Annotated in this window: 13 protein-coding genes, 1 tRNA gene, 6 pseudogenes and 2 other annotated features; of the genes and pseudogenes, 12 read left to right on the forward strand and 8 right to left on the reverse strand. The window is 60.1% G+C overall.

Annotated features, from left to right (window positions below; translation table 11 throughout):
- Nucleotides 1-60: 60 nt before the first annotated feature.
- Genes grxC through ACIDOCELLA78_RS000000102265 form a run of 4 tightly spaced genes read left to right on the forward strand, consistent with a single transcriptional unit; the run spans nucleotide 61 to nucleotide 1990 of the window.
- Nucleotides 61-318 (forward strand): glutaredoxin 3, encoded by a 258-nt coding sequence (grxC, locus tag ACIDOCELLA78_RS000000102250; protein ID WP_201728203.1) that lies wholly within the window; start codon nucleotides 61-63, stop codon nucleotides 316-318.
- Nucleotides 315-773: a DUF1178 family protein gene (locus ACIDOCELLA78_RS000000102255; protein WP_201728204.1), complete on the forward strand. Its 459-nt coding sequence runs from the start codon at nucleotides 315-317 to the stop codon at nucleotides 771-773. The genes grxC and ACIDOCELLA78_RS000000102255 overlap by 4 nt, the downstream gene beginning before the upstream one ends.
- Before the next feature lie 17 nt (nucleotides 774-790).
- A complete protein-coding gene (locus ACIDOCELLA78_RS000000102260) occupies nucleotides 791-1333 on the forward strand; it encodes a gamma carbonic anhydrase family protein (protein WP_201728205.1) in 543 nt (180 codons plus the stop codon).
- A 57-nt stretch (nucleotides 1334-1390) separates the two neighbouring features.
- On the forward strand, nucleotides 1391-1990 hold the full coding sequence (locus tag ACIDOCELLA78_RS000000102265; RefSeq protein WP_249675424.1) for a hypothetical protein: 600 nt from the start codon (nucleotides 1391-1393) through the stop codon (nucleotides 1988-1990).
- 122 nt (nucleotides 1991-2112) lie between these two features.
- Here the strand turns inward: ACIDOCELLA78_RS000000102265 and ACIDOCELLA78_RS000000102270 are convergent.
- Nucleotides 2113-3536, reverse strand: a pseudogene (locus ACIDOCELLA78_RS000000102270) (short-chain fatty acyl-CoA regulator family protein).
- 216 nt (nucleotides 3537-3752) lie between these two features.
- Between ACIDOCELLA78_RS000000102270 and aceA the strand changes: the two are divergent.
- Entirely contained in the window at nucleotides 3753-5138 is a 1386-nt protein-coding gene (aceA, locus tag ACIDOCELLA78_RS000000102275; protein WP_201728206.1) for an isocitrate lyase, read from the forward strand.
- A gap of 59 nt (nucleotides 5139-5197) precedes the next feature.
- Here aceA and ACIDOCELLA78_RS000000102280 read toward each other — a convergent pair whose 3' ends face one another.
- A complete protein-coding gene (locus tag ACIDOCELLA78_RS000000102280; protein ID WP_201728207.1) occupies nucleotides 5198-6253 on the reverse strand; it encodes an A/G-specific adenine glycosylase in 1056 nt (351 codons plus the stop codon).
- Between ACIDOCELLA78_RS000000102280 and ACIDOCELLA78_RS000000102285 the strand changes: the two genes are divergently transcribed.
- A complete protein-coding gene (locus ACIDOCELLA78_RS000000102285; protein WP_201728208.1) occupies nucleotides 6241-6783 on the forward strand; it encodes a DUF721 domain-containing protein in 543 nt (180 codons plus the stop codon). The genes ACIDOCELLA78_RS000000102280 and ACIDOCELLA78_RS000000102285 overlap by 13 nt on opposite strands.
- A gap of 18 nt (nucleotides 6784-6801) precedes the next feature.
- Here the strand turns inward: ACIDOCELLA78_RS000000102285 and polA are convergent, their stop codons facing one another.
- Both polA and ACIDOCELLA78_RS000000102295 read right to left on the reverse strand, forming a co-directional pair.
- Nucleotides 6802-9564 carry a DNA polymerase I gene (gene polA, locus ACIDOCELLA78_RS000000102290; protein WP_201728209.1) on the reverse strand — a complete coding sequence of 921 codons (2763 nt, stop codon included), beginning with the start codon at nucleotides 9562-9564 and terminating at the stop codon, nucleotides 6802-6804.
- Nucleotides 9561-9755 carry a zinc-finger domain-containing protein gene (locus tag ACIDOCELLA78_RS000000102295; RefSeq protein ID WP_201728210.1) on the reverse strand — a complete coding sequence of 65 codons (195 nt, stop codon included), beginning with the start codon at nucleotides 9753-9755 and terminating at the stop codon, nucleotides 9561-9563. The genes polA and ACIDOCELLA78_RS000000102295 overlap by 4 nt, the downstream gene beginning before the upstream one ends.
- 151 nt (nucleotides 9756-9906) lie before the next feature.
- On the opposite strand from ACIDOCELLA78_RS000000102295, the gene ACIDOCELLA78_RS000000102300 reads away from it, so the two are divergent.
- Nucleotides 9907-9983, forward strand: a tRNA-Arg gene (locus tag ACIDOCELLA78_RS000000102300).
- A 1353-nt stretch (nucleotides 9984-11336) separates the two neighbouring features.
- Here ACIDOCELLA78_RS000000102300 and ACIDOCELLA78_RS000000102305 read toward each other — a convergent pair.
- Both ACIDOCELLA78_RS000000102305 and ACIDOCELLA78_RS000000102310 read right to left on the reverse strand, forming a co-directional pair.
- Nucleotides 11337-12332, reverse strand: a pseudogene (locus tag ACIDOCELLA78_RS000000102305) (DUF3987 domain-containing protein); the annotation flags it as partial.
- A 39-nt stretch (nucleotides 12333-12371) separates the two neighbouring features.
- Nucleotides 12372-13377, reverse strand: a pseudogene (locus ACIDOCELLA78_RS000000102310) (IS3 family transposase); the annotation flags it as partial.
- Nucleotides 12978-13093, reverse strand: a sequence feature (AL1L pseudoknot). It overlaps the preceding pseudogene by 116 nt.
- Nucleotides 13378-13447: 70 nt before the next feature.
- Here ACIDOCELLA78_RS000000102310 and ACIDOCELLA78_RS000000102315 point away from each other — a divergent pair.
- Together ACIDOCELLA78_RS000000102315 and ACIDOCELLA78_RS000000102320 are read left to right on the forward strand one after the other, a co-directional pair.
- Nucleotides 13448-13717, forward strand: a pseudogene (locus ACIDOCELLA78_RS000000102315) (integrase core domain-containing protein); the annotation flags it as partial.
- Between the two features lie 238 nt (nucleotides 13718-13955).
- Entirely contained in the window at nucleotides 13956-15827 is a 1872-nt protein-coding gene (locus ACIDOCELLA78_RS000000102320; protein WP_201728211.1) for a glycosyltransferase, read from the forward strand.
- Between the two features lie 25 nt (nucleotides 15828-15852).
- Here the strand turns inward: ACIDOCELLA78_RS000000102320 and ACIDOCELLA78_RS000000102325 are convergent, their stop codons facing one another.
- Nucleotides 15853-16266 (reverse strand): IS5 family transposase, encoded by a 414-nt coding sequence (locus ACIDOCELLA78_RS000000102325; protein WP_201728226.1) that lies wholly within the window; start codon nucleotides 16264-16266, stop codon nucleotides 15853-15855.
- 131 nt (nucleotides 16267-16397) lie between these two features.
- On the opposite strand from ACIDOCELLA78_RS000000102325, the pseudogene ACIDOCELLA78_RS000000102330 reads away from it, so the two are divergent.
- Nucleotides 16398-16526: pseudogene (locus ACIDOCELLA78_RS000000102330) on the forward strand (IS3 family transposase); the annotation flags it as partial.
- 103 nt (nucleotides 16527-16629) lie between these two features.
- On the opposite strand, the gene ACIDOCELLA78_RS000000102335 reads toward ACIDOCELLA78_RS000000102330, so the two are convergent.
- Nucleotides 16630-18306, reverse strand: a complete 1677-nt coding sequence (locus ACIDOCELLA78_RS000000102335) for an IS1634 family transposase (RefSeq protein ID WP_201727475.1) — start codon at nucleotides 18304-18306, stop codon at nucleotides 16630-16632.
- Between the two features lie 193 nt (nucleotides 18307-18499).
- On the opposite strand from ACIDOCELLA78_RS000000102335, the pseudogene ACIDOCELLA78_RS000000102340 reads away from it, so the two are divergent.
- Nucleotides 18500-19586 (forward strand): annotated as a pseudogene (locus ACIDOCELLA78_RS000000102340) (IS3 family transposase).
- Nucleotides 18640-18756 (forward strand) — a sequence feature (AL1L pseudoknot). It overlaps the preceding pseudogene by 117 nt.
- 205 nt (nucleotides 19587-19791) lie before the next feature.
- On the forward strand, nucleotides 19792-20841 hold the full coding sequence (locus tag ACIDOCELLA78_RS000000102345) for a glycosyltransferase (RefSeq protein WP_201728212.1): 1050 nt from the start codon (nucleotides 19792-19794) through the stop codon (nucleotides 20839-20841).
- The last annotated feature ends 38 nt before the right edge of the window (nucleotides 20842-20879 follow it).

Consider the following 20879-nt stretch of genomic DNA (forward strand, 5'->3'; position numbering starts at 1 on the left):
CTTTCGTGACCGTCTTGCACTAAACTCCGTCTTGCGTATGTGAAGCATCGGAGACATCACATGCCGAAAATCGAAATCTACACCCAGGCCTTCTGTCCCTATTGCAGCCGTGCGGTAAGCCTTCTGCGCCAGAAGGGATTCGCCTTCACCGAGATCGACGCGCCCCGCGGTTCCGCCGCGCGCCGCGAAGCCATCGAGAGATCCGGCGGTGGCACCACCGTGCCGCAGATCTTCATCGACGACCGGCCGATCGGCGGTTGCGACAACCTGGTCGAGCTGGAGCGGAGCGGCCGGCTCGATCCGCTGCTTTCGGCATGATCCATTACCAGCTCCGCTGCTCCTGCGGCCATGAATTCGATGGCTGGTTCGCCAGCAGCGAGAGTTTCGACCGCCAGGCAAAGCGCCGCCTGCTGAACTGCCCGCGCTGCGGCGGGGACGACGTCAACCGCGCATTGATGGCGCCGAGGATCGGCAAAGCCGTGGCCGCGGAAACCGCCCCCGCCCAGCCGCCCGCGAAGGCAACCCAAACGACCGCCGTCGCCGGCCGCATACCGGACGAGCTTCGTGCCGCGCTGGCCGGGTTGCGGCGCGAGGTCGAGACTCAGTGCGACTTCGTGGGGGACGAATTCGCCGCCGAGGCACGCCGGATCCACCGCGGCGAAGCCCCCGCGCGCGGAATCTACGGCGCGGCGACCGAGGCCGAATCCGAAGCGCTGGCGGACGAGGGGATCGCATTTGCGAAAATCCCCTGGGTGCCGCTCGCGGATAGCTGAACCGGAAGGATAGCCCGATGCGCCACGATCAACCGGCCCTGTTCGAACTCGACGGCATCCACCCGGAGATCGACCCGGATGCCTGGGTGGCCCCTGGCGCGGTCCTGATCGGGGCGGTGCGGATCGCTGCCGGCGCGAATATCTGGTTCAACTGCACCCTGCGCGCCGACAATAACGACATCACGGTCGGCCCGCGCACCAACATCCAGGATGGCACGGTCGTCCACGTCAATGCCGGCGAACGCTTCGCCGCGCGCATTGGCGCCGATGTCACGATCGGTCATGCGGCGGTCATCCATGCCTGCACGCTCGAGGACAGGGCCTTCGTCGCGATGGGGGCCGTGGTGCTGGATGGCGCGATGATCGAGGAGGGCGGTGTGCTGGCGGCGCATTCCTTGCTCGCCCCCGGCAAACGAATCGGCCGCAATGAGCTCTGGATGGGCTCGCCGGCCCGCTTTGTCCGTCTCCTGCCCGACGAGGAGCGCAGCCGCTTCGACCAGACCGCCCCGCATTACGTCGAACTTGCCGAACGCTTCCGCAAGGGGTTGCGCCCGGCCTGATCCGGCCGGCGCGATTGTCAAGGCACTGCCATGCGCCAGAATTTCCGCTCTCACCGCATGTTCCGTTCTGCCCTCGCCCTCGTGGTGATCGGCCTCTTCCTCGCCGGCTGCGCGATGGTTACCCCGCCGCCATCGACAGGATATCTGCCCGCGAATGCGTTCGATGGGCGGGTGATCGGCGAAGACCCCGCGATCGCCGCAACCAATGAGGCGCGCTGGGCGTTCTCGCATCCTGCGGCAATGCGGGGGCGTCCTGCGGAAATGGCGCTGGCCGCCGCTTCGCTCGACGCCATGGCGGGCCAGTTCTCCACGGTCGGCCGTTGGCTTGGCATGAACAGCCTCACCAAGCTCGAGATGCTGCGCGCCCGCAAGGTCGTGCGGGCGGAACTCGGATCAGGCCAGGCGCCGCCTCGCAGACCGTCATCGACGCGCTGGTCACGATCAGCCTCGACCTTCGCCACGGCGACCGGACAGCGGCCCTCACCGCCGCAGGCGGACCGGCATTCACCCTTCCGCCGCGCCGGACGCTGGCGATCCTCGCGCATTTCCCCGCCACTCCCATCGCCGAACGAGCAACCGCTGCTGCCAGCCGCGACCTCTATCCGGGCGGATCGCGGCCATTCTTCGCCCGCTGAACTGCGGCTGCGGGAATTTTAGGACCATCGCGGGCGCAGGATGGCAACCAGATGTCGGCATGCAGAATTCGGCATGGGGCCGGGCCTGAAAAGAAGTTGGAACGCCGAACTGGCTGGAACCGGCTGATAATCCGGGTTCCGCGCCTATTTCCCGGCTCCCGACATTCGGCCTCCGCCCCCGGCCGGTTCGAAACGATAGGGGCTGGCGCTCGTGGTCGACACGTCGAGCGAGAGGCGATGGGCCAGCGGCGGAAACGCGCGCGAGCGGCAGTCCGGCCGGTCGCAGAGCCGGCACGATAGACCGATTCCAACCATCGCCCTGTCGAGGTCGATCCCGTCGGCGTAAACCACCTCTCCGGCACGGCCGATATCGCATCCCATCGCCACCACCCGCGTCGCCGGTGGTTCGCCCCAATGCGAAGGCGATGAGGTGATGGTCCGCGCGAAGCACAGATAGGTGGCACCGTCGGGCAACTGCGCCACCTGCACCCGCACGCTGCCGGGCGTGGCAAAGGCCGAATGCACGATCCAGCGCGGGCAATTTCCGCCATAGCGGGCGAAGGGAAACCCCGCTGCCGAAAACCGCTTCGACACATTCCCCGCCGGATCAACCCGCAGAAAGAAGAACGGCACCCCCCGCGCGCCCTGGCGTTGCAGGGTCGATAGCCGGTGGCAGGCCTGTTCGAACGAAACGCCGAAACGCATCGCCAGATGCTCGACATCGTGGCGCAGCTCCGACGCTGCCCCAGAAACGGCGCATAGGGCATCAGCACCGCGCCGGCGAAATAATTGATCAACCCGATTCGCAACAGTTCGCCCGCGTCGTGGGTGGTGAGCGTGGCACGCCGGACGATCTGCTCGATCAGCTCTCGCGCCTCGATCAGACCGAGCTGGAACGCCATCTGGAAGCCCCTGCTCTCCCGCGGCAGCGTCTCGGAGAGAACAAGCTGCCGCCGCGCCGGGTCATAGACTCGCAGCGCACCAGGCAGCGGTGCGACGGACACAACGAGCCCGTGCTTGTGCCGGAGCCGCTCCGCCAGCGCATGGTTCATGCCCAGAGTTGCCGCCGGCAATTCCGCTCCCAGCGCCTCGGCCGCCGCCTCGATCTCGGGGAAGTGGTTCGCATGTTCGTGAAAGAAATCCCGCACTTCCTCATTCGGCAGCAGGATCTTCCGACCCGAGGGCAGCGTGATGCCGCCGGTCTCCTCCCGCACCGCCTGATACGCGCGGTAAAGCCCCAGCACCGCCTGCGCCGCCGCCGGCGCCGAAGCGGCGATGAGCTGGGCTTCCGAGTCCGGCACCTGCTCGCTGCCGATCAGCGGGTCGGCAAACGCTTCGCGCAGCGCCTGTTCCATTTGCCGCTCATCGGAGCCTGACAGCGCCGCCAGATCCACGTTCAGCGTTTCGGTCAGCTTGATCAGCAGCGCCGCGGTGATGCCCCGCTGATCGTGCTCGATCAGGTTGAGATAGGACGTCGAAATCCCGAGCCGCGCCGCCAGCCTCTGCTGCGTCAGCCCCTGTTCCTGGCGCAGGCGTCGGACGATGCGGCCAATCAGCGGCTTGGACATGCGGGCACTCCATGACAACGAGCGGTATTTTTCATCTTTTACATATTGTAAAACTTTACAGTCAATACGGCCACCTCTTTCATCATTTTATGCCATTTTCACCGGTGACTTTCGCGGGTGCAGCGTAAATAATTCACCTACCGACGCTATCGGATTGCAAGTTCCCGGCGCCTCCGGACGCCGCCACAACACGCCGCGAGGCGACAAGGAGAGACCATGTCGAACTTCCCCACCCCGACCCATTCCCCCGAAGGCCTGCCGGGCGGGCTCTCCGTAGCGCCCGACCGCTTCGATGGCATCCGCCGTGATTACACCCCGGCCGAAGTCGAAAAACTCGCGGGCTCGTTCCGCGTGCGCCACACCCTCGCCGAAATGGGCGCCAACCGCCTGTGGCACCTGCTGAAGACCGAGCCTTATGTGAACACGCTCGGCGCCCTCACCGGCAATCAGGCGATGCAGCAGGTCAAGGCCGGCCTGAAGGCGATCTATCTCTCCGGCTGGCAGGTGGCGGCCGATGCGAACCTCTCGGGCGAAATGTATCCCGACCAGTCGCTCTATCCGGTGAATTCCGTGCCGATGGTGGTCCGCCGCATCAATTCCGCGCTGCGCCGCGCCGATCAGATCGCCCGGATGGAAGGCGATACGTCACAATACTGGATGGCTCCGATCATCGCCGATGCCGAAGCCGGGTTCGGCGGCGCGCTGAATGCGTATGAGCTGATGAAGGCCATGATCGAGGCCGGCGCCGCGGGCGTGCATTTCGAGGACCAGCTCGCGTCGGAAAAGAAGTGCGGCCATCTCGGCGGCAAGGTTCTGGTGCCGATCGCCCAGCACATCCGCACCCTGACCGCGGCTCGCCTTGCTGCCGATGTGGAAGGTGTGCCGACGGTGCTGCTCTGCCGCACCGACAGCCACGCCGCACAGCTGCTCACCGCCGATGTCGACGAGCGCGACCGCCCCTTCATCAGCGGCGAACGCACGCCCGAGGGCTTCTATCGCATCAAGCCGGGCATCGGCGTCGAATACGCGATCGCCCGCTCCCTCGCCTACGCCCCTTATGCCGACCTACTGTGGTGGGAAACCTCGGAGCCGAACCTTGAGGAAGCCCGCCAGTTCGCCGAAGCGATCCACAAGCAGTTCCCCGGCAAGATGCTCGCCTATAACTGCTCGCCGAGCTTCAACTGGCGCAAGAAGCTCTCCCCGGAGAAGATCGAGAGCTTCCAGCGCGAGATCGGCGCGATGGGCTACAAGTTCCAGTTCGTTACCCTCGCCGGGTTCCACTCGCTGAACTACTCGATGTTCCAGCTCGCCAAGGGCTACGCGGAGCGCGGCATGGGCGCCTATTCGGAACTGCAGCAGGCCGAGTTCGCCGCCGAGAAGGATGGCTATACCGCGACGCGCCACCAGCGCGAGGTCGGCACCTCCTATTTCGATGCGGTGGCGATGGCGGTCAGCGCTGGCAAGGCCTCGACCACGGCCATGGCGGGGAGCACCGAGACCGAGCAGTTCCACGATCAGGACGATGCGGCGGGCCACGACCACGATCACGACGACGGCCTCGTGCATCACCACAGCTGGGCGGTCAGCTCGCCCGACCGCTGAACCCTTCCCCCGCGGTGCCGGCGCGAGCCGGCACCCGTTCTGTCACCTTACCCCGGATCTCACGATCCGGGATTTTTTTTGCCAGAGTCATCGTCATCGAGCGCCGCGAGACCGGCAACCAGCGCCTTGCGCATGACCGTAGGCAATGGCGTCTCCGGCGGCCTTGCCTCAAGGCCCGGTGGCAGCGTGGAAACCTCGGCCGCCAGCACCAACAGCCGCAACTCGAAATGGGTGAAGACGTGTCCGATGCTCCCGGCCTCCACCCAGTCGGCCGGGCAAGGCGGATCGGTGTCCCCTGGCGCCGCGTCGAGACCGGTTCCCGGCAATTCGAGCATGCCGCCCAGCAGCCCGCGCGGCGGCCGGCGGCGCAGGCCGATCGCGCCACTCCGGTCGCGCATCACAAAAACCGTGCCATGCCGCATTGGCCGCGCCGCCCTCCGCGCCTTGCGCGGCAGATCGGCCGCAATCGCCCGTGCTTGCGCGGCGCACCGTTCGCACCAGGGGCAGATCATGCAGGACGGGCTGCGCGGCGTGCATACCGTGGCACCGAGATCGAACAGTGCCTGGGCGAAATCACCCGGGCTCGCGCAGGCCGCCTCCTGCGCGCCGAGACGGGCCGCGGCGGTGGCGATCTCCACCTTCGCGGCCGGTAGCGGAGTCTCGATCGCGAAAATTCTTGCGGCAACACGTTCGACATTGCCATCCACAGGCACGACGGGCAGACCGAAGGCGATGGCGCCGACAGCCGCCGCCGTGTAGGGACCAATCCCCGGCAGGCGGCGCAGCTCCTCCAGCGTTGCCGGAAATCCTCCCGCGGCGGCGACGGCGCGGGCGCAGCGCGTCAGGTTGCGCGCCCGCGCATAATAGCCGAGCCCGGCCCACAGGCCGAGAACCTCCTCATCCGCCGCCGCTGCAAGATCGACGATCGTGGGGTAGCGCTCGATGAACCTGTGGAAATACGGTATTACCGTTGCGACGACGGTCTGCTGGAGCATGATTTCGCTCAGCCAGACGTGATACGGATCAGGACGGTTTCCGGGGGCGGCCCGCCATGGCAGGACGCGCCGATGAACATGGTACCAGCGGAGCAGGCAATCGGCTGATGGCAGCGACATACTCACGCAACACCCGCACGCGCCCAATACCGGCAAGCAAGGCAGCGGGTGGCGACACGCTGGCGAAGCCGCGCCCGGTTGCGCCGGAGCCGCCGCGCCACGGCGCACCGCGGGGCATCTCGGCCCTGCTGGCGCCGGTGTTGCGGCCGGTCCTCGCCCGGCGGGGTGCAATTCTCGGAACCCTGATCGCCGATTGGCCGGACATCGCCGGGCCTGAACTCGCATCTCGCAGCCAGCCAACCAAATTCGTCGCCGGAACGCTGACCCTTGGTTGTGCGGGCCCGGACTCTCTGGCCCTGCAACACCTTGCGCCGGTACTGATCGGCAAGATCAATCTCGCCCTCGGCGGCGCGCCGGTGCAGCGGCTGCGCTTCACCGACATGACAATCCCCGCCCCCATTCGCCCGGCAACACCAGTTGCCGCGGCCGACGAACCGCCTCCCGCCGGGTTGCCATCGGGGGATCTGGGAGATGCCCTCGCCAGGCTGCATCGCGGTCTTCGGCAACGGCGCAACGCGCGTCGCGCCTAGGCGCAGATACATCCCCACTCAGTGCGCGTCCGACCAGTTGGAACCGATCCCGGTTTCCACCAGCAAGGGTACAGAAAGCGCCGCAGCACCCTGCATCACCTCCCGCGCGAGTGAAGCCGTCGCCTGCGCCTGGTCGAGCGGCATTTCAAAGACGAGTTCGTCATGCACCTGAAGCAGCATCACCGCCTCCAGCCCGGCATCGCGAATCGCCGCTGGCAGCCGCACCATCGCGCGCTTGATGATATCCGCAGCACCGCCCTGCAACGGCGCATTGATGGCCTGCCGCTCAGCGTAACCCCGGCGCGCCGGATTTTTCTCGGCAATGCCGGGAACATAGCAGCGCCGGCCGAACGGCGTCAGGACATAACCGTGTGTGCGCGCGAATTCGGCTGTTTCATTCATGTAGCGTCGAATTTCCGGATAGCGCGCGAAATAGGCATCGATATAGCGCTTCGCCTCGCCGTTCTCGATTCCGAGCTGGCGGGCGAGGCCGAAGGCCGAAATGCCATAGATGATGCCGAAATTGATCGCCTTGGCGCGACGCCGGATCATCGGGTCCATCCCCTCCATCGGCAAGCCGAACACTTCGGCCGCGGTGCGGGCATGGATATCTTCACCTTTGGCGAAACTCTCCTTCAGCGCCGGTATGTCGGCGACATGCGCCAGCAGGCGCAGCTCGATCTGCGAATAATCAGCCGAGACCAGCGCCTTGCCGGGGGCGGCGATGAAGGCGCGGCGGATTCGCGCTCCCTCGCTCGTGCGAATCGGGATGTTCTGAAGGTTCGGCTCGTTGGACGAAAGCCGACCCGTCGTCGTGATCGCCTGGGAAAAGCTGGTATGGACCCGCTGATCCCCGATATCGATCTCGCCCACCAACGCGTCGGCATAGGTGGATTTGAGTTTCTGCAGCTGCCGCCACTCCAGCACGCGGGCCGGCAGGTCGTGGCCGGACGCCGCTAGATCCTCAAGCACTGCCGCATCGGTGCCCCATGCCCCGGTCTTGGTTCGCTTGCCGCCCGGCAAGCCCATCTCGTCGAACAGGATCTCGCCGAGCTGCTTCGGGCTGCCTGGGTTGAACGCCCGGCCGGCGAGACGCTCGATCTCACGCTGTATATCGTCCATCCGGCGGGCAAACTCGGCCGACATCGACTCGAGATCACCGCGATCGACCATGATGCCGGCACGTTCCATCGCGAGCAGCACGCTGAGCAGCCGGCGCTCGATCGTCTCGTAAAGCCCGAGCGCTCCCTCCGCGCGCAGGCGGGGGCGCAGCAGCATCCAGAGCCTGAGCGTGATGTCGGCATCCTCGGCGGCATAGGCGGTGGCGCGGTCGATGGGGACGGCGGCAAAGGAAATCCGGTTGCGACCGGTGCCGGTCACCTCGTCATAGGACACCGGCCGGTGATCGAGATGCAGAACCGACAACTCGTCCATACCATGCCCATGCCGTCCGGCCCCGAGCGTGTAGGAGAGGAGCATCGTGTCATCGACCGGCGCGGCATCCGCAAGCCCGCATCCGGCCAGAATGTGAATGTCGAACTTTGCGTTGTGAAAAATCTTCAGGATCGCCGGATCGGCAAGCACCGGCGCCATCCGCCCGATCACCAGGCTCCGCGGCAGCTGCGCCCCATTCTCGTGCCCGAGCGGGATATAGGCAGCCCGGCCCGGCGCGGTGGCCACTGAAATCCCCACGAGTTTCGCATGACGGGGGTTGAGGCCGGTGGTTTCGGTATCGATGGCGAAATATCCGGTCTGCCGTATCTCGGCGATCCAGCGGTCTAGCTCGGCCTCGTCATCGATCGTGACATAAGGCCCGAAGGGCATATCGGTCGCAACGGGCGCAGCCGCCGGTCCGGCGGGCGGATCGGGCGCATCGCCCCTCTCCGCTGCGGCGAGCCGCTCGCCGTTCCGCCGTGCCACCCCATCGAGCCCAAGGCGTGCCTTGATGCTTCTGAAACCCTGGGAATCAAGGAAATCGTTCAGATCGCCATCATGCAGCGGCGCAACCACAAGCTCGTCAACCGGCACGGGGAGCGGAACATCCCGCCGCAACTCCACAAGCCGGCGTGAGATCCGGGCCTCCTCGGCATGGGCCACAAGTGAGTCTCGCCGCTTGGAAGGCTTCATCGCTCCGGTCGCCGCCGCGGCGAGGATGGCTTCCAGATTGCCGAATTCGGCAATCAACTGCGCCGCCCCCTTCGGCCCGATCCCCGGCACGCCAGGAACGTTATCGACCGTATCGCCCATCAGGGCCTGCGCATCGACCATCTGCACCGGCCTGACGCCGTATTTCGCAATTACCTCATCCGGCCCGATCGGTGTCGACTTGATCGGATCGAGCATCGAAACGCGGTCATCGAGCAATTGCATCAGGTCCTTGTCGGAAGAGACGATCACCGTCTCCCCTCCCGCCCGCTTCATCGCCTCGGCATAGCTTGCAATTAGATCGTCCGCCTCGACCCCCTCAAGCTCGATCGCCGGCACCGCGAAGGCGCGCGTCGCCTCCCGCACCAGCGCGAACTGGGGCACGAGTTCCTCGGGCGGCTCAGGACGGTGCGCCTTGTATCTGGGATCGATCTGGCTGCGGAATGTGGTGCGACCAGCATCGAAAATCACGGCCAGGTGGGTGCCGGAATGCTCCTTGAGCAGCCGCGCCAGCATATTGCAGAAGCCGAATACCGCATTGACCGGTGTGCCATCGTCGCGGGTCATCGGCGGCAAGGCGTGGAAAGCCCGGAAAATGAAGCCCGAGCCGTCAACCAGGACAAGCCGCTGCGTCAATGTCCGGCGCCCGGTCTTGCATCTCCGGCCAGGCGGTAATGGCGGGAGCAATAAGGACAGGCGATCTCGCTGCCCTCGATCTTCAGATAGACCCTGGGGTGTCCCAGCGGACCACCACCGCCATCACACGCAACCACCCGCTCATGCACGAGGATTGGCTCCAAGCTAGTCGCATCTCTTGTATCGGCCATGAGTTCCTCTCGCACAGCAAACCGTTACACAGAGAATATCGCCAAAATGCACCGCTGCCTATCGTTGCCACAGGTGGCCCCCGTGCAACCACATAGTTCAGCGCCAACAGGCATTGAGCCCCAGGCCGATCCGCGCTATGCGAAGTTCATTGGACCCGTAGCTCAGCTGGATAGAGCGTTGCCCTCCGAAGGCAAAGGTCGCGCGTTCGAATCGCGCCGGGTCCGCCAGGTTTTTCAATGGCTTATGAGACTTCCCTACAAGCCGGAAAATCCGCCCGATACCAGCCTGATACTACCAGCCCGGATCATAGGCTTTTTCGGCCTCAGCATCACGGTTGCGTGATCGTTTCCGCTGCTCTGGATTCGCCGCCTCGCCGGTCGCGGATCAGGCGGGCCAGGTCGCACATGCCCGGCAACTTTGGGTCCCTCCCCAGCCAATCGCCCGGCGGGGATTTCGCCCGCTCTTTTTTTCGCTAGGCGCAGGTCCGCAAAACCTGTCCGCAGTCCGCACCGGGCGCGGCCCCGCTCATGACGGCGGCCCCTGCTTTTCCCCTGTTAAAACAGCGACCCTACGCGCGCGTAGGGCGTTGCCTTTCATTCATCGCCACGTCACGGGGAGCATGGGCTGAACCCGCGCGCGGCGGTGATCGGTCACGGCGGCCCGATCACTGACCGCAGTGATCCAGCCTTGTAGCCTCGCACCCGGATTGCAGGATTTCCGCGCCTCTCCCGCCATTGGAGATGCTTCCACCCGGCGGCGGACAGGATCGCCCCGATTTCGGCGGGCGTCACTGGGGGGCATGGGCTGGACCCGCGCGCGGCGGTGCTGGGGGTGCGCTAGAAACCTGACCCCAGGTAAGGGTGGGGCGGATTACCCACCGTGACCAGAACGCGCGCGCGGGGCAGCGCGGGGCGGATACCGGCCCATCTGCCACCCTTGCCGCGCGTCATTTCATAGAGTTCAGCACGCCGGAGGGTGGCGATACGGCCCGTTGTCTTATCGAACGGCGGTGCGACGGGGTTGCCGGTGCCGCGTCCCTTCGCTGGCCCTTGCCCTTGGCCTCGCTTGCCGGTCACGTCTCGATCACCCGCACCGGCCCGGCACCGTGCGGCGGGTGGCACGCCATGCAGCGCCAGCTAGCCCTTCGCCTCTCCGCCTCGCACCACCATGACGCACCCCGGCAGCACCGGCACCGCGCGCCCGGTGTTGGGCTATGGCTGGGTCCGCCCATGAGACCGGCAGATGATGCAGCACCTCCGCCGCCGGGCCTCCCCCAGCCTCGGCCATGATCGCGGCGCGCTCGGTCGCGTCATGGGCGGCGTCGTTCGGATCGCCCGGCCAGCATGCAGCACATAGCCAGAGATCGAAATTCACCACCTCGATAGGATCGGATGCGGCACCGCAGCGGGTGCAGGGGATCGGTCGCTCGGTATCGTTCGCGATATCTCCCTTAGTGACACTGTTGACTGTGTGGACTCTGTGGCGGCCCTTTCGGGTCTCCGCGCCCACTGTGTCCACTGTGTCCACTGTGCCCACTGTGTCCGCTATAGAGAGAGCGCGATATCGGGCGCTCCACCGGCTCACGATGCACCGTCCACAATCGGCGGGTTGACCGGATAGATTGCCTTCGGACGGGTCTGGAAACCACGTTGAGGCGGCGGCGGGCGTAGCCAATCCGCCTCTATCAGCTCTTCGGCGGCGGCATGGATCGCGGCGGCGTTGTTCAGGCCGGACAACCTCACTTCGCGCTGTAGCGTTCGGACATGAACGGCCTCGGGGCGGGCCTTGCGTATCCACCGGGCCAGCGTGGCGGCGTTCCGCTCCGGCTCGGTCGCGGTTGCGTCACCGTAAACCCGCTCGGCCATCGGGATGAGGTAATCCGCCACCAGGTCACAGGCGGCGGCCAGATCGTCCGGGGAAATGGTCGAGGGCGGCGCGTCAAACCCGCCCTTTCCGCACCACCGCAGCATCGCCAGCACCAGGGAGAGGCGCAGCGCCAGGCCGCGCGCCTTGCCCAAGGTCGAGCGAAGCAATCCACCGGCCTCCTGTTGCCGGTCCTGCATGTCCCGCCCGAATTGCTCCATCATGGCAACGGCGGCCTCGGCCAGCGGCACATAGACCGGGCGCGCAATCCCTTCATCATCGCGGGCGAGGTCGAGCATCCGCAGCCGGTCGAGGGCTTCGGTTGCCCATTCGATGCCGGGCGCGGCGCGGCTCAGGCGAAACGGGCGTTGATCCGGCCAGAACCAGCAGAACCGGGGCAACAGCCCATCGTCCGGTTGCCGGAACATCTCCGCCACCTTCTCCGGCTGGGTAGAGCCCATGACGGATACGGCAAGGCGCGGGATGATGACCGGCTTTGCCAGCTTTTGCCGATCCACCCGGAAGGGGCGGCCTCCATGCGCCTCAAGCCAGAATTGGCGGCCCGCGTCGTTGTAGGTATTCAAGCCCAAGAGCCAGCCGCTCAACTCATCGCGTGCAATGATGACGCCTTTAGGGGCGGCCTCGGCCAGCGTCATTGCGATTTTCTCAATCGTAACGTCTGACATGGTAAGGTGCGGCGCTTGCGGTTCCGGCGGCTCGGCGTCGGTCGGGGCGGGCGGCGGCGGATTGCCGTTTGCGACGCTGCCGACGGACGGTTCGATGCCGGTCTCCATCAGGCGCTCGGTGTATTTGATCGAGACATACTGGCTGCCCCGATGGCTATGATGGACGAGACCGCCGCTACGTACCGGGCGTCTGTCGTGAAGAGCCTGTTCCAGGGCATCGAGGACGAAACCGGCATGCGCGGTGCGGCTTACCCGCCAGCCAACGATACGCCGGGCGAATGTATCGATGACAAACGCCACATACACAAAGCCCTGCCAGGTCGCGACATAAGTGAAGTCGGAGACCCAGAGCATATTCGGCGCCGGCGCCTGGAACTGGCGGTTGACGCGGTCCTGTGGGCAGGGTGTCGCCCTGTCGCTGATCGTCGTCCTGACCGGCTTGCCGCGGATCACGCCCTGCAGGCCGATGATCCGCATCAACCGCTCCACCGTGCAGCGGGCAACAGCGCATCCTTCCCGCTGCAACTGCCGCCAGACCTTGCGAGCACCGTAGACCTCGAAATTCTCCGCGAACACGCGCCGGATATCCGCCTCGAGCGCCTCATCCCGCCGGGCCCGTTCTGACCGCCTCTCGGGGTTGGCCCGCTTCGCGACATGCTCGTAGTAGGTCGATGGGGCGATCGGCAGGACCCTGCAGATCGGCTCGACCCCATAAGCCCGCGGTGATCATCGATGAACGAGATCATGGTTTGAACCGGCGGTCGAGCTCCGCCTGGGCAAAATATGCCGACGCCTTGCGCAGGATCTCATTCGCCTGGCGAAGCTCGCGGTTCTCGCGTTCCAGTGCCTTCAGCTTCGCCGACACTTCCGACGGAACACCAGGCGAGCGGCCGCTGTCGCGATCCACCTTCTGCACCCATTCACGCAGCGTATGCGGTGAGCAGCCAAACTTCGCGGCTATCGACACCATCGCCGCCCACCGCGAGGGATGTTCGCCCTCGTGCTCCAGCACCATCCGCACCGCCCGCTCGCGGACTTCAGGAGAAAACTTGTTCGTCGTCGGACTCGTCATGGCTCCATCCTATTTGGGAGTTGGAGCCTCCGGTAAACCCAGGGCGGTTCAGGGCGGTTCACTCAGACCACCCCAGACCCAGGGCAAGATCGAGCGCTGGCACCAGACCCTGAAAAACCGCATCCTCTTGGAAAACTACTTCCTGCCCGGTGACCTCGAGGCCCAGATCAAGGCCTTCGTCGAAAACTACAACCACCGGCGCTATCACGAAAGCCTGAACAACGTGACGCCCGCAGACGCCTACTTCGGCAGGGCCCCGGCCATCATCAAGCAGCACGAAAGGATTAAATGGAAGACCATCGAACATCGGCGCTTGCAACACCGCAAGCTTGCCGCCTAGCATTAACCCCCAGACGAGGCCCCCTCTCCGCTAATCTACGCCGCAATCTGCGCCAAATGTTCTGACGACGGACAATCAGCTTCCATCTTAAATCCCGCCCCCAGTGGTCCACACCAAAGAGTCCACCTCAGTATGCACACGACTCTTATCTTTGTGTTCATACATTCATGATAAAATCATACAACGAATAAATGATTTGTTAACGTTTAAAAAATGCTATATATCTCAAGGAGTGAAGATGAAAATTCTGTACTATTCAGTTCATCATATCCTAGAAGATGATGAAGTACGTATGTTTAAATCTCTTGGGCATAGCGTTTGCGTCCTTGGCGTCAATAATGATCGTGGCGCAGTACAAAATTTTCGTCCTCATATCGAATTTAACTTAGAAGAACTTGATTTTTACAAAAAATTTCGTGAGATGGGATGTGAATTTAATTTTTTCACAAGATATGCAAAATTAAAGAAATCATTTATTGATTTGTTTGATGTTGTAATCGTTATGGATGATGTTGATTTTATTATAAATAACTGGGAATTATTTAGTAATATACAAGTTATTTGGCGTACTATAGGCCAAAAATTAGATTATTCTGAAATAAAAATTCGTAAATATCGCGAAAATGGTCTAAAAATTATTAGATATTCAGAAATTGAGAAAAAAGTACCTTATTATTGTGGCGAAGACGCAATAATAAGATTTGGCAAGGATCCACTTTTATACTCGAATTGGAATGGAAAAAATGGTTTTATTTTAAGTTTTTCAAATAATTATAAACAACGATATCCATTAGATGCTTCTGATTACATTTCGATAACAGATGGATTTCCTAATATTCTTGGTGGAATAGATAATGATGGATTTCCATGCTCAATAGGATATTTAGATCCAAAAGACCAAATCGAATTTTATCGAGGTGCTGCAGTATATCTTTACGCATCTGGACTTAATATTCCTTACACTTTAAATTTTATAGAAGCTTGGATGATGGGCGTGCCTCTTGTTGTATATGCCCCCCCGGAAAGATGCGGTCCCTATTTTGAGATTGAAAAATTTATTAAGCACGGAAGCAACGGTTTTATTTGTCGAACAATTGGAGAATCCCGTGATGTTTTATATTCTTTATTAAATGACCAAAATTTATCAAATAAAATTAGTAAATCAGGACGTAGCGATGCTATAAATAGATTTAGCATCAATACAATATCAAAACAATGGGACATTTTTCTCAATTCTTTAGAAAAAAATCAAGAAAATTATAATAATAATTTTTACAATGGTATTATGAATGATAATAATTTCATAAAAAATAATTTTTCTATAATCAATAATTATAATGAAATTTTTAATACACTATCTCTTCTCCGTCCATTTGATATTGATTTGAAAAAAGTGAGGTTTGGCAATGAGCGAGATGGCGGCTATGTCCTTGCTGATCGAGAGTTAAACGAAAACGTAATTTCATTTGGCGTAGGGCCGGATGTAAGTTTTGAGTTTGACCTTGCAGAACGTGGCGCAAATGTCTTTTTACATGACCATACCGTTAACGAATGCCCGCAAACTCATGAACGATTCAATTTTAAAAGAATAGGAATTTGTGGTGAGAATGAAAAAATACCAAAATGTATACCGTTAATTGATCATCTTGATAATATTCCAAATAATAAAAAATCTATGCTATTAAAGATGGATATTGAAGGTGGTGAATGGGATATTTTCTCTACTATTAGTCATGAAATATTATCTATATTTGATCAAATTGTTTTAGAAATTCACTTTCTTGAGCGTATTTTAAATCCAGATTTTAATATGAAGGTTCGAAAATCACTTCAATTAATAAACGAACAATTTACACTTTTTCATGTACATGGCAATAATTGTATGCCTTTATATATAGTGGAAGGATTTACAATAGCTAGCGTTCTTGAGCTAAGTTTTATACGCACAAATTTGGTCAAAAGAAGCGCTTCGTCGACCGTATATCCATCACCTTTAGATAAAGCAAATAATCCTAAGATGCGTGATCTACCACTTCTTTTTTTTCCATTTCTTCCAGTATCAGCAGATGCTCAGTTGATTACAGAGATGATTGAAAGACTACCCCGTTAAGAGCCTATTCGACTAGGTTCTGGACTCAACTGATCCAAGATGTGACGGCGAGGACGAGGCAGATACCTGCGAGGAAATTTCGTGCGGTTTTGTCGTAGCGTGTGGCGATGGCGCGCCAGTCCTTGAGCCTGCAGAAGGCGCGTTCGATGAGATTGCGCTTTCTGTAGGCGACGGGGTCGAAGGGCGGAATGGCGCGGCGGTTGGGCATGGGCGAGATCACGGGCCTGGTGCCTTGGCGGGTGAGGAAGGCGCGCAGGTCATCGGCGTCGTAGGCTTTGTCGGCGATCAGCTCTTCTGGTGGCGGTATTGTGGGCAGAAGCGCCCTGGCGCCGCTGATGTCGGAGGCCTGTCCCGGCGTCAGGAGGAGTGCGGCGATGCGCCCCTGCTCATCCGCGACGGCGTGGATCTTGGTCGTCCGTCCACCCCTCGACCGGCCGATAGCCTGGCTTTGCGCCCCCCTTTACCGCCCGCGGCCGCGCGATGTGCCCGAACCGAGGTGCTGTCCACCATGGCGATGCGTGAACCGCCCTGGGTTTACCGGAGGCTCCAACTCCCAAATAGGATGGAGCCATGACGAGTCCGACGACGAACAAGTTTTCTCCTGAAGTCCGCGAGCGGGCGGTGCGGATGGTGCTGGAGCACGAGGGCGAACATCCCTCGCGGTGGGCGGCGATGGTGTCGATAGCCGCGAAGTTTGGCCCGACTTGAACAGCGACCTGAAAATAGTCCAATGAAAACAGCCATGTATTGTGGGCGCGTGGTTTCTTAGCACCACACCCTGCGGCTTTCGGGAGGATTTGGATCAGGAAGCGGATGCGTCTCGCACGTTGGCTGGCAGGGCGACGCCGGCGGCCTTGAAGATCGGCCCGATCGAGTTGGTTGCTGGGGTGCGCAGGACGATCTGCTGCCCGCGCTTGCTGATGGTGACCTCCTGGAGGCGGTCGAGATCACGCAGGAGATCGGCCCATTCGACGCGCTTGCCGGCCCGGCGGAGTTTTTCGTCGAGCGCCTGGTGCAGGATCAGCGCGAGGAACGAGCAGAAGACGTGGCCGCGGATGGCGGCGTCGGAGGAATGGTAGATTGGCCGGGTGCGCATTGTCGCCTTCGCGACACGGAACAGCCGTTCGACATTCTGCAGGTCCCGGTAGCGGATCACCGCCTGCAGCGGTGAAATCCGGGCGTTGGAGCGCAGCACGAAGACGCCGTCGAAGCGGGCTTCCTCGGCGAGCTTGCCGGCGTCGATCTCGAACAGCTTGTGCTTGCGGCCGGGCTTTGCGTCACTGACCGGGCGCAGGAAGCGGCGATAGGCGGAGTTGCCGATCAGCGCCTTATCGCCGCGCGTCAGCTGACGATCGAGGGCGGCGACCACCTTGCGCCTGGTCTCGGCCTCTTCGATGGCCACCGCCTCGTTGCGGCAGACGATATAGCGCTTGCCCGCGACCTTGACCTCCTTGATGAAGAGCTGGGTCTCGTCGCCACCGGCGCGCTCGAGGCAGAGCGGGGTGTAGGGGCGCTCATCGGCCAGCACCACCTCGCGGACGATGCGGTCGGTGCGTTCCCTTGCGCCGAGCACGTATTCCAGCCCGCGCTCCTCCAGCGCGGCGATCGTCGCGGCACTGATCATGCCGCGATCGGCGACGACGCAGACCCGGCCGATGCCGAAGCGCGACCGCAGGCGGTCGATCACCGGCACCAGCACCGAGACATCGGCGGTGTTTCCTGGCCACATCTCGGTGCAGATTGGCCTTCCGTCCTGATCGATCACCACGCCGAGGATCATCTGCGCGAGCTGTGGGCGGTAATCCTTGGAGTGGCCCCGCGCGCCCAGCGTCTCGCCGCCGGCACCTTCGAAATACAGCGAGGTGGTGTCCATGAACACGACCGAGAGGTCGGTGAACAGATCATGCCGTCGGGCGAAGAGACGCTCTTCCACCAGATCCTTCACCGTCCGTGGCGCAAAGGGCGTGGCATCCCCCTGTTCCTCGTCCGGCAGCTCTTCGCCGAGCCAGGCCATGGCGCGGTAGAGGTGATGCAGGCCGAGCTCCTCGGTGCCGGGAATGTCGTAATCCTCGAGCCATTTGTCGCAGGCGCGATCCGAGCCCGAGACCATGATCCGGTGGAGCACGGTGGCGAACACCGCGCGCTCGACCGGGAACTCGAACTGCCGCCCGGCCAGCAGCTCCTCGAACACAGCAGCGATCCCGCTCTCCTGCCACAGTCGGCCGAACAACAGCGGCGCGCCGATCCGCTTGCAGCTCAGCCCGTCCGGATTGCCTGCCGCCAGCTGGGCCAGGACCGAGGCACGGTCGGCATAGCGCGCGATCGAGGCGGCGAGGCGGTCGAGACCTCCATCGGCCAGGACGACTTCCTTCCGGCCCAGGTTCTTGATGATGCGCTGCTTGCTGCGCCCGTCCTCACGGACGCTCTCGACCAGATAAAGGTAGCTGTAGCCGTTGATTCGCTTCTCGCGCACGAACATGCCGAATTGGCAGCCGAAAACCAATCATAAATCAAGTTAAAAGAAGCAATTTGCGCAATTATTTAGCACCACGTTTTTGCAAAATCCCGACGTGCCTACGAAAATCTCGAGTGAAATCAAAGATCTCAACTTACGATACCGTATCGTTCCGGGTTTGACTGTTTAAGTCGGGTTTGGCTGCTCACCGCATACGCTGCGTGAATGGGTGCAGAAGGTGGATCGCGACAGCGGCCGCTCGCCTGGTGTTCCGTCGGAAGTGTCGGTGAAGCTGAAGGCACTGGAACGCGAGAACCGCGAGCTTCGCCAGGCGAATGAGATCCTGCGCAAGGCGTCGGCATATTTTGCCCAGGCGGAGCTCGACCGCCGGTTCAAACCATGATCTCGTTCATCGATGATCACCGCGGGGCTTATGGGGTCGAGCCGATCTGCAGGGTCCTGCCGATCGCCCCATCGACCTACTACGAGCATGTCGCGAAGCGGGCCAACCCCGAGAGGCGGTCAGAACGGGCCCGGCGGGATGAGGCGCTCGAGGCGGATATCCGGCGCGTGTTCGCGGAGAATTTCGAGGTCTACGGTGCTCGCAAGGTCTGGCGGCAGTTGCAGCGGGAAGGATGCGCTGTTGCCCGCTGCACGGTGGAGCGGTTGATGCGGATCATCGGCCTGCAGGGCGTGATCCGCGGCAAGCCGGTCAGGACGACGATCAGCGACAGGGCGACACCCTGCCCACAGGACCGCGTCAACCGCCAGTTCCAGGCGCCGGCGCCGAATATGCTCTGGGTCTCCGACTTCACTTATGTCGCGACCTGGCAGGCTTTGTGTATGTGGCGTTTGTCATCGATACATTCGCCCGGCGTATCGTTGGCTGGCGGGTAAGCCGCACCGCGCATGCCGGTTTCGTCCTCGATGCCCTGGAACAGGCTCTTCACGACAGACGCCCGGTACGTAGCGGCGGTCTCGTCCATCATAGCCATCGGGGCAGCCAGTATGTCTCGATCAAATACACCGAGCGCCTGATGGAGGCCGGCATCGAACCGTCCGTCGGCAGTGTCGGCGATAGCTACGACAACGCTCTCGCCGAGAGCATCAACGGCCTTTACAAGACCGAGGTCATCCGTCGTCGCGGGCCGTGGAAATCGTTGGAAGCCGTCGAGTTCGCAACGCTCGAATGGGTCGACTGGTTTAACCACAGGCGCCTTCTCGAGCCGATCGGCAACATCCCGCCCGCCGAAGCCGAACAACGATATTTCGCCACACTCGACCAGATGAAGATCGCCGCTTAGCTTAACCCAAATGGCCTCCGGTAAACCCGGGGCGGTTCACTGCCACATTACCATTCAGATTCGGGGGATCAAAGGCATCAAGGGTCGGCCGCTGATGTGTCTTTATGCTGATTTATAAAAATAAATTTTTTAATAAAAAATAAATTATCAAGTTATATAAATATACACAATCACTTTGAGCCACCAGAAATATCCGGATTCTACCATGAAAAATGAAAAACTTAGTTGGATTTTTTCGTCTGAATATCGTGGCAGCAAGCCTTATCAGAAGATACTAGAAAATGCATTAAAAAAAACAGTGAATGTTTACAATGGATCAATTGATATTGCGTTAAATATAATTAAATCCCATCGATCTGTATTTCATTTGAATTGGGAAGATTTATTGTATTTTGATATCGATAGCGAAATCGAAGCATCATCAGCAATATCTAAAATTTTAGAAAAATTTATTGCATTTCAAGCACAAGGCGGCCATATCGTATGGACTGTGCATGACGACGTACCACATGATGGCAGGTTTCCTAATCTTTACGCGCGCTTGAGAGAAGCAATAGCGCAAATTGTTGATACTATTCATGTGCACTCTTACACCGCTAAAAGTTTAGTATTAAATATTGGCGCAAATGAAAAAAAAATAATTAATTCATATTTTCCAAATATCGCGGTAGCGTATCCAAACGATATTAATGAAAGTGCAGCAAAAAAATATTTTGAATTTGAAGAATCAACTATTGGATTTTCTTTTGTTGGAAATAATAATAACAATAAAGAAATAGATAAATTATTTAATAGTTTTATTGCTCTTAACTCAATATTTCCTCAAGCGCGCCTGGTTGTTGCAGGACGAAGAGGTGGATATTTTGAAGAACGTTACATAACTATAGAGAATTGTATTCACATTATACCTAGATTTATTGAAGATGCGGTCATGCAATATGTAATAAAATCAGCTGATTTTGTTATACTTCCTTATCGGCGCGCGTTGACATCGGGAACTTTGTCTCTAGCGCATGGTTTTGGTCGTCCTACAATCGTTCCTGATCTGCCCGCCCTTCTTGATTTTATTAGACCAGAAGAAAATTCACTTGTTTATCATGCTGGCGATACAGAAAGTATGCTTGAAACCATGATTAAGGCTATTGAACTGTCAGAAAGAGACCGATATCGGATGCGTGATTTGGCTTTGCAGTCAGCGAAGCAGGCAGATATTGAGATACTAGCGGCGTCTCTTATATCTAGAGTATTGGATTAAAAATTTTCTCTATGCTCCCAATCCACCATAAAAAATGA

Source organism: Acidocella sp. C78, from assembly GCF_907164655.1.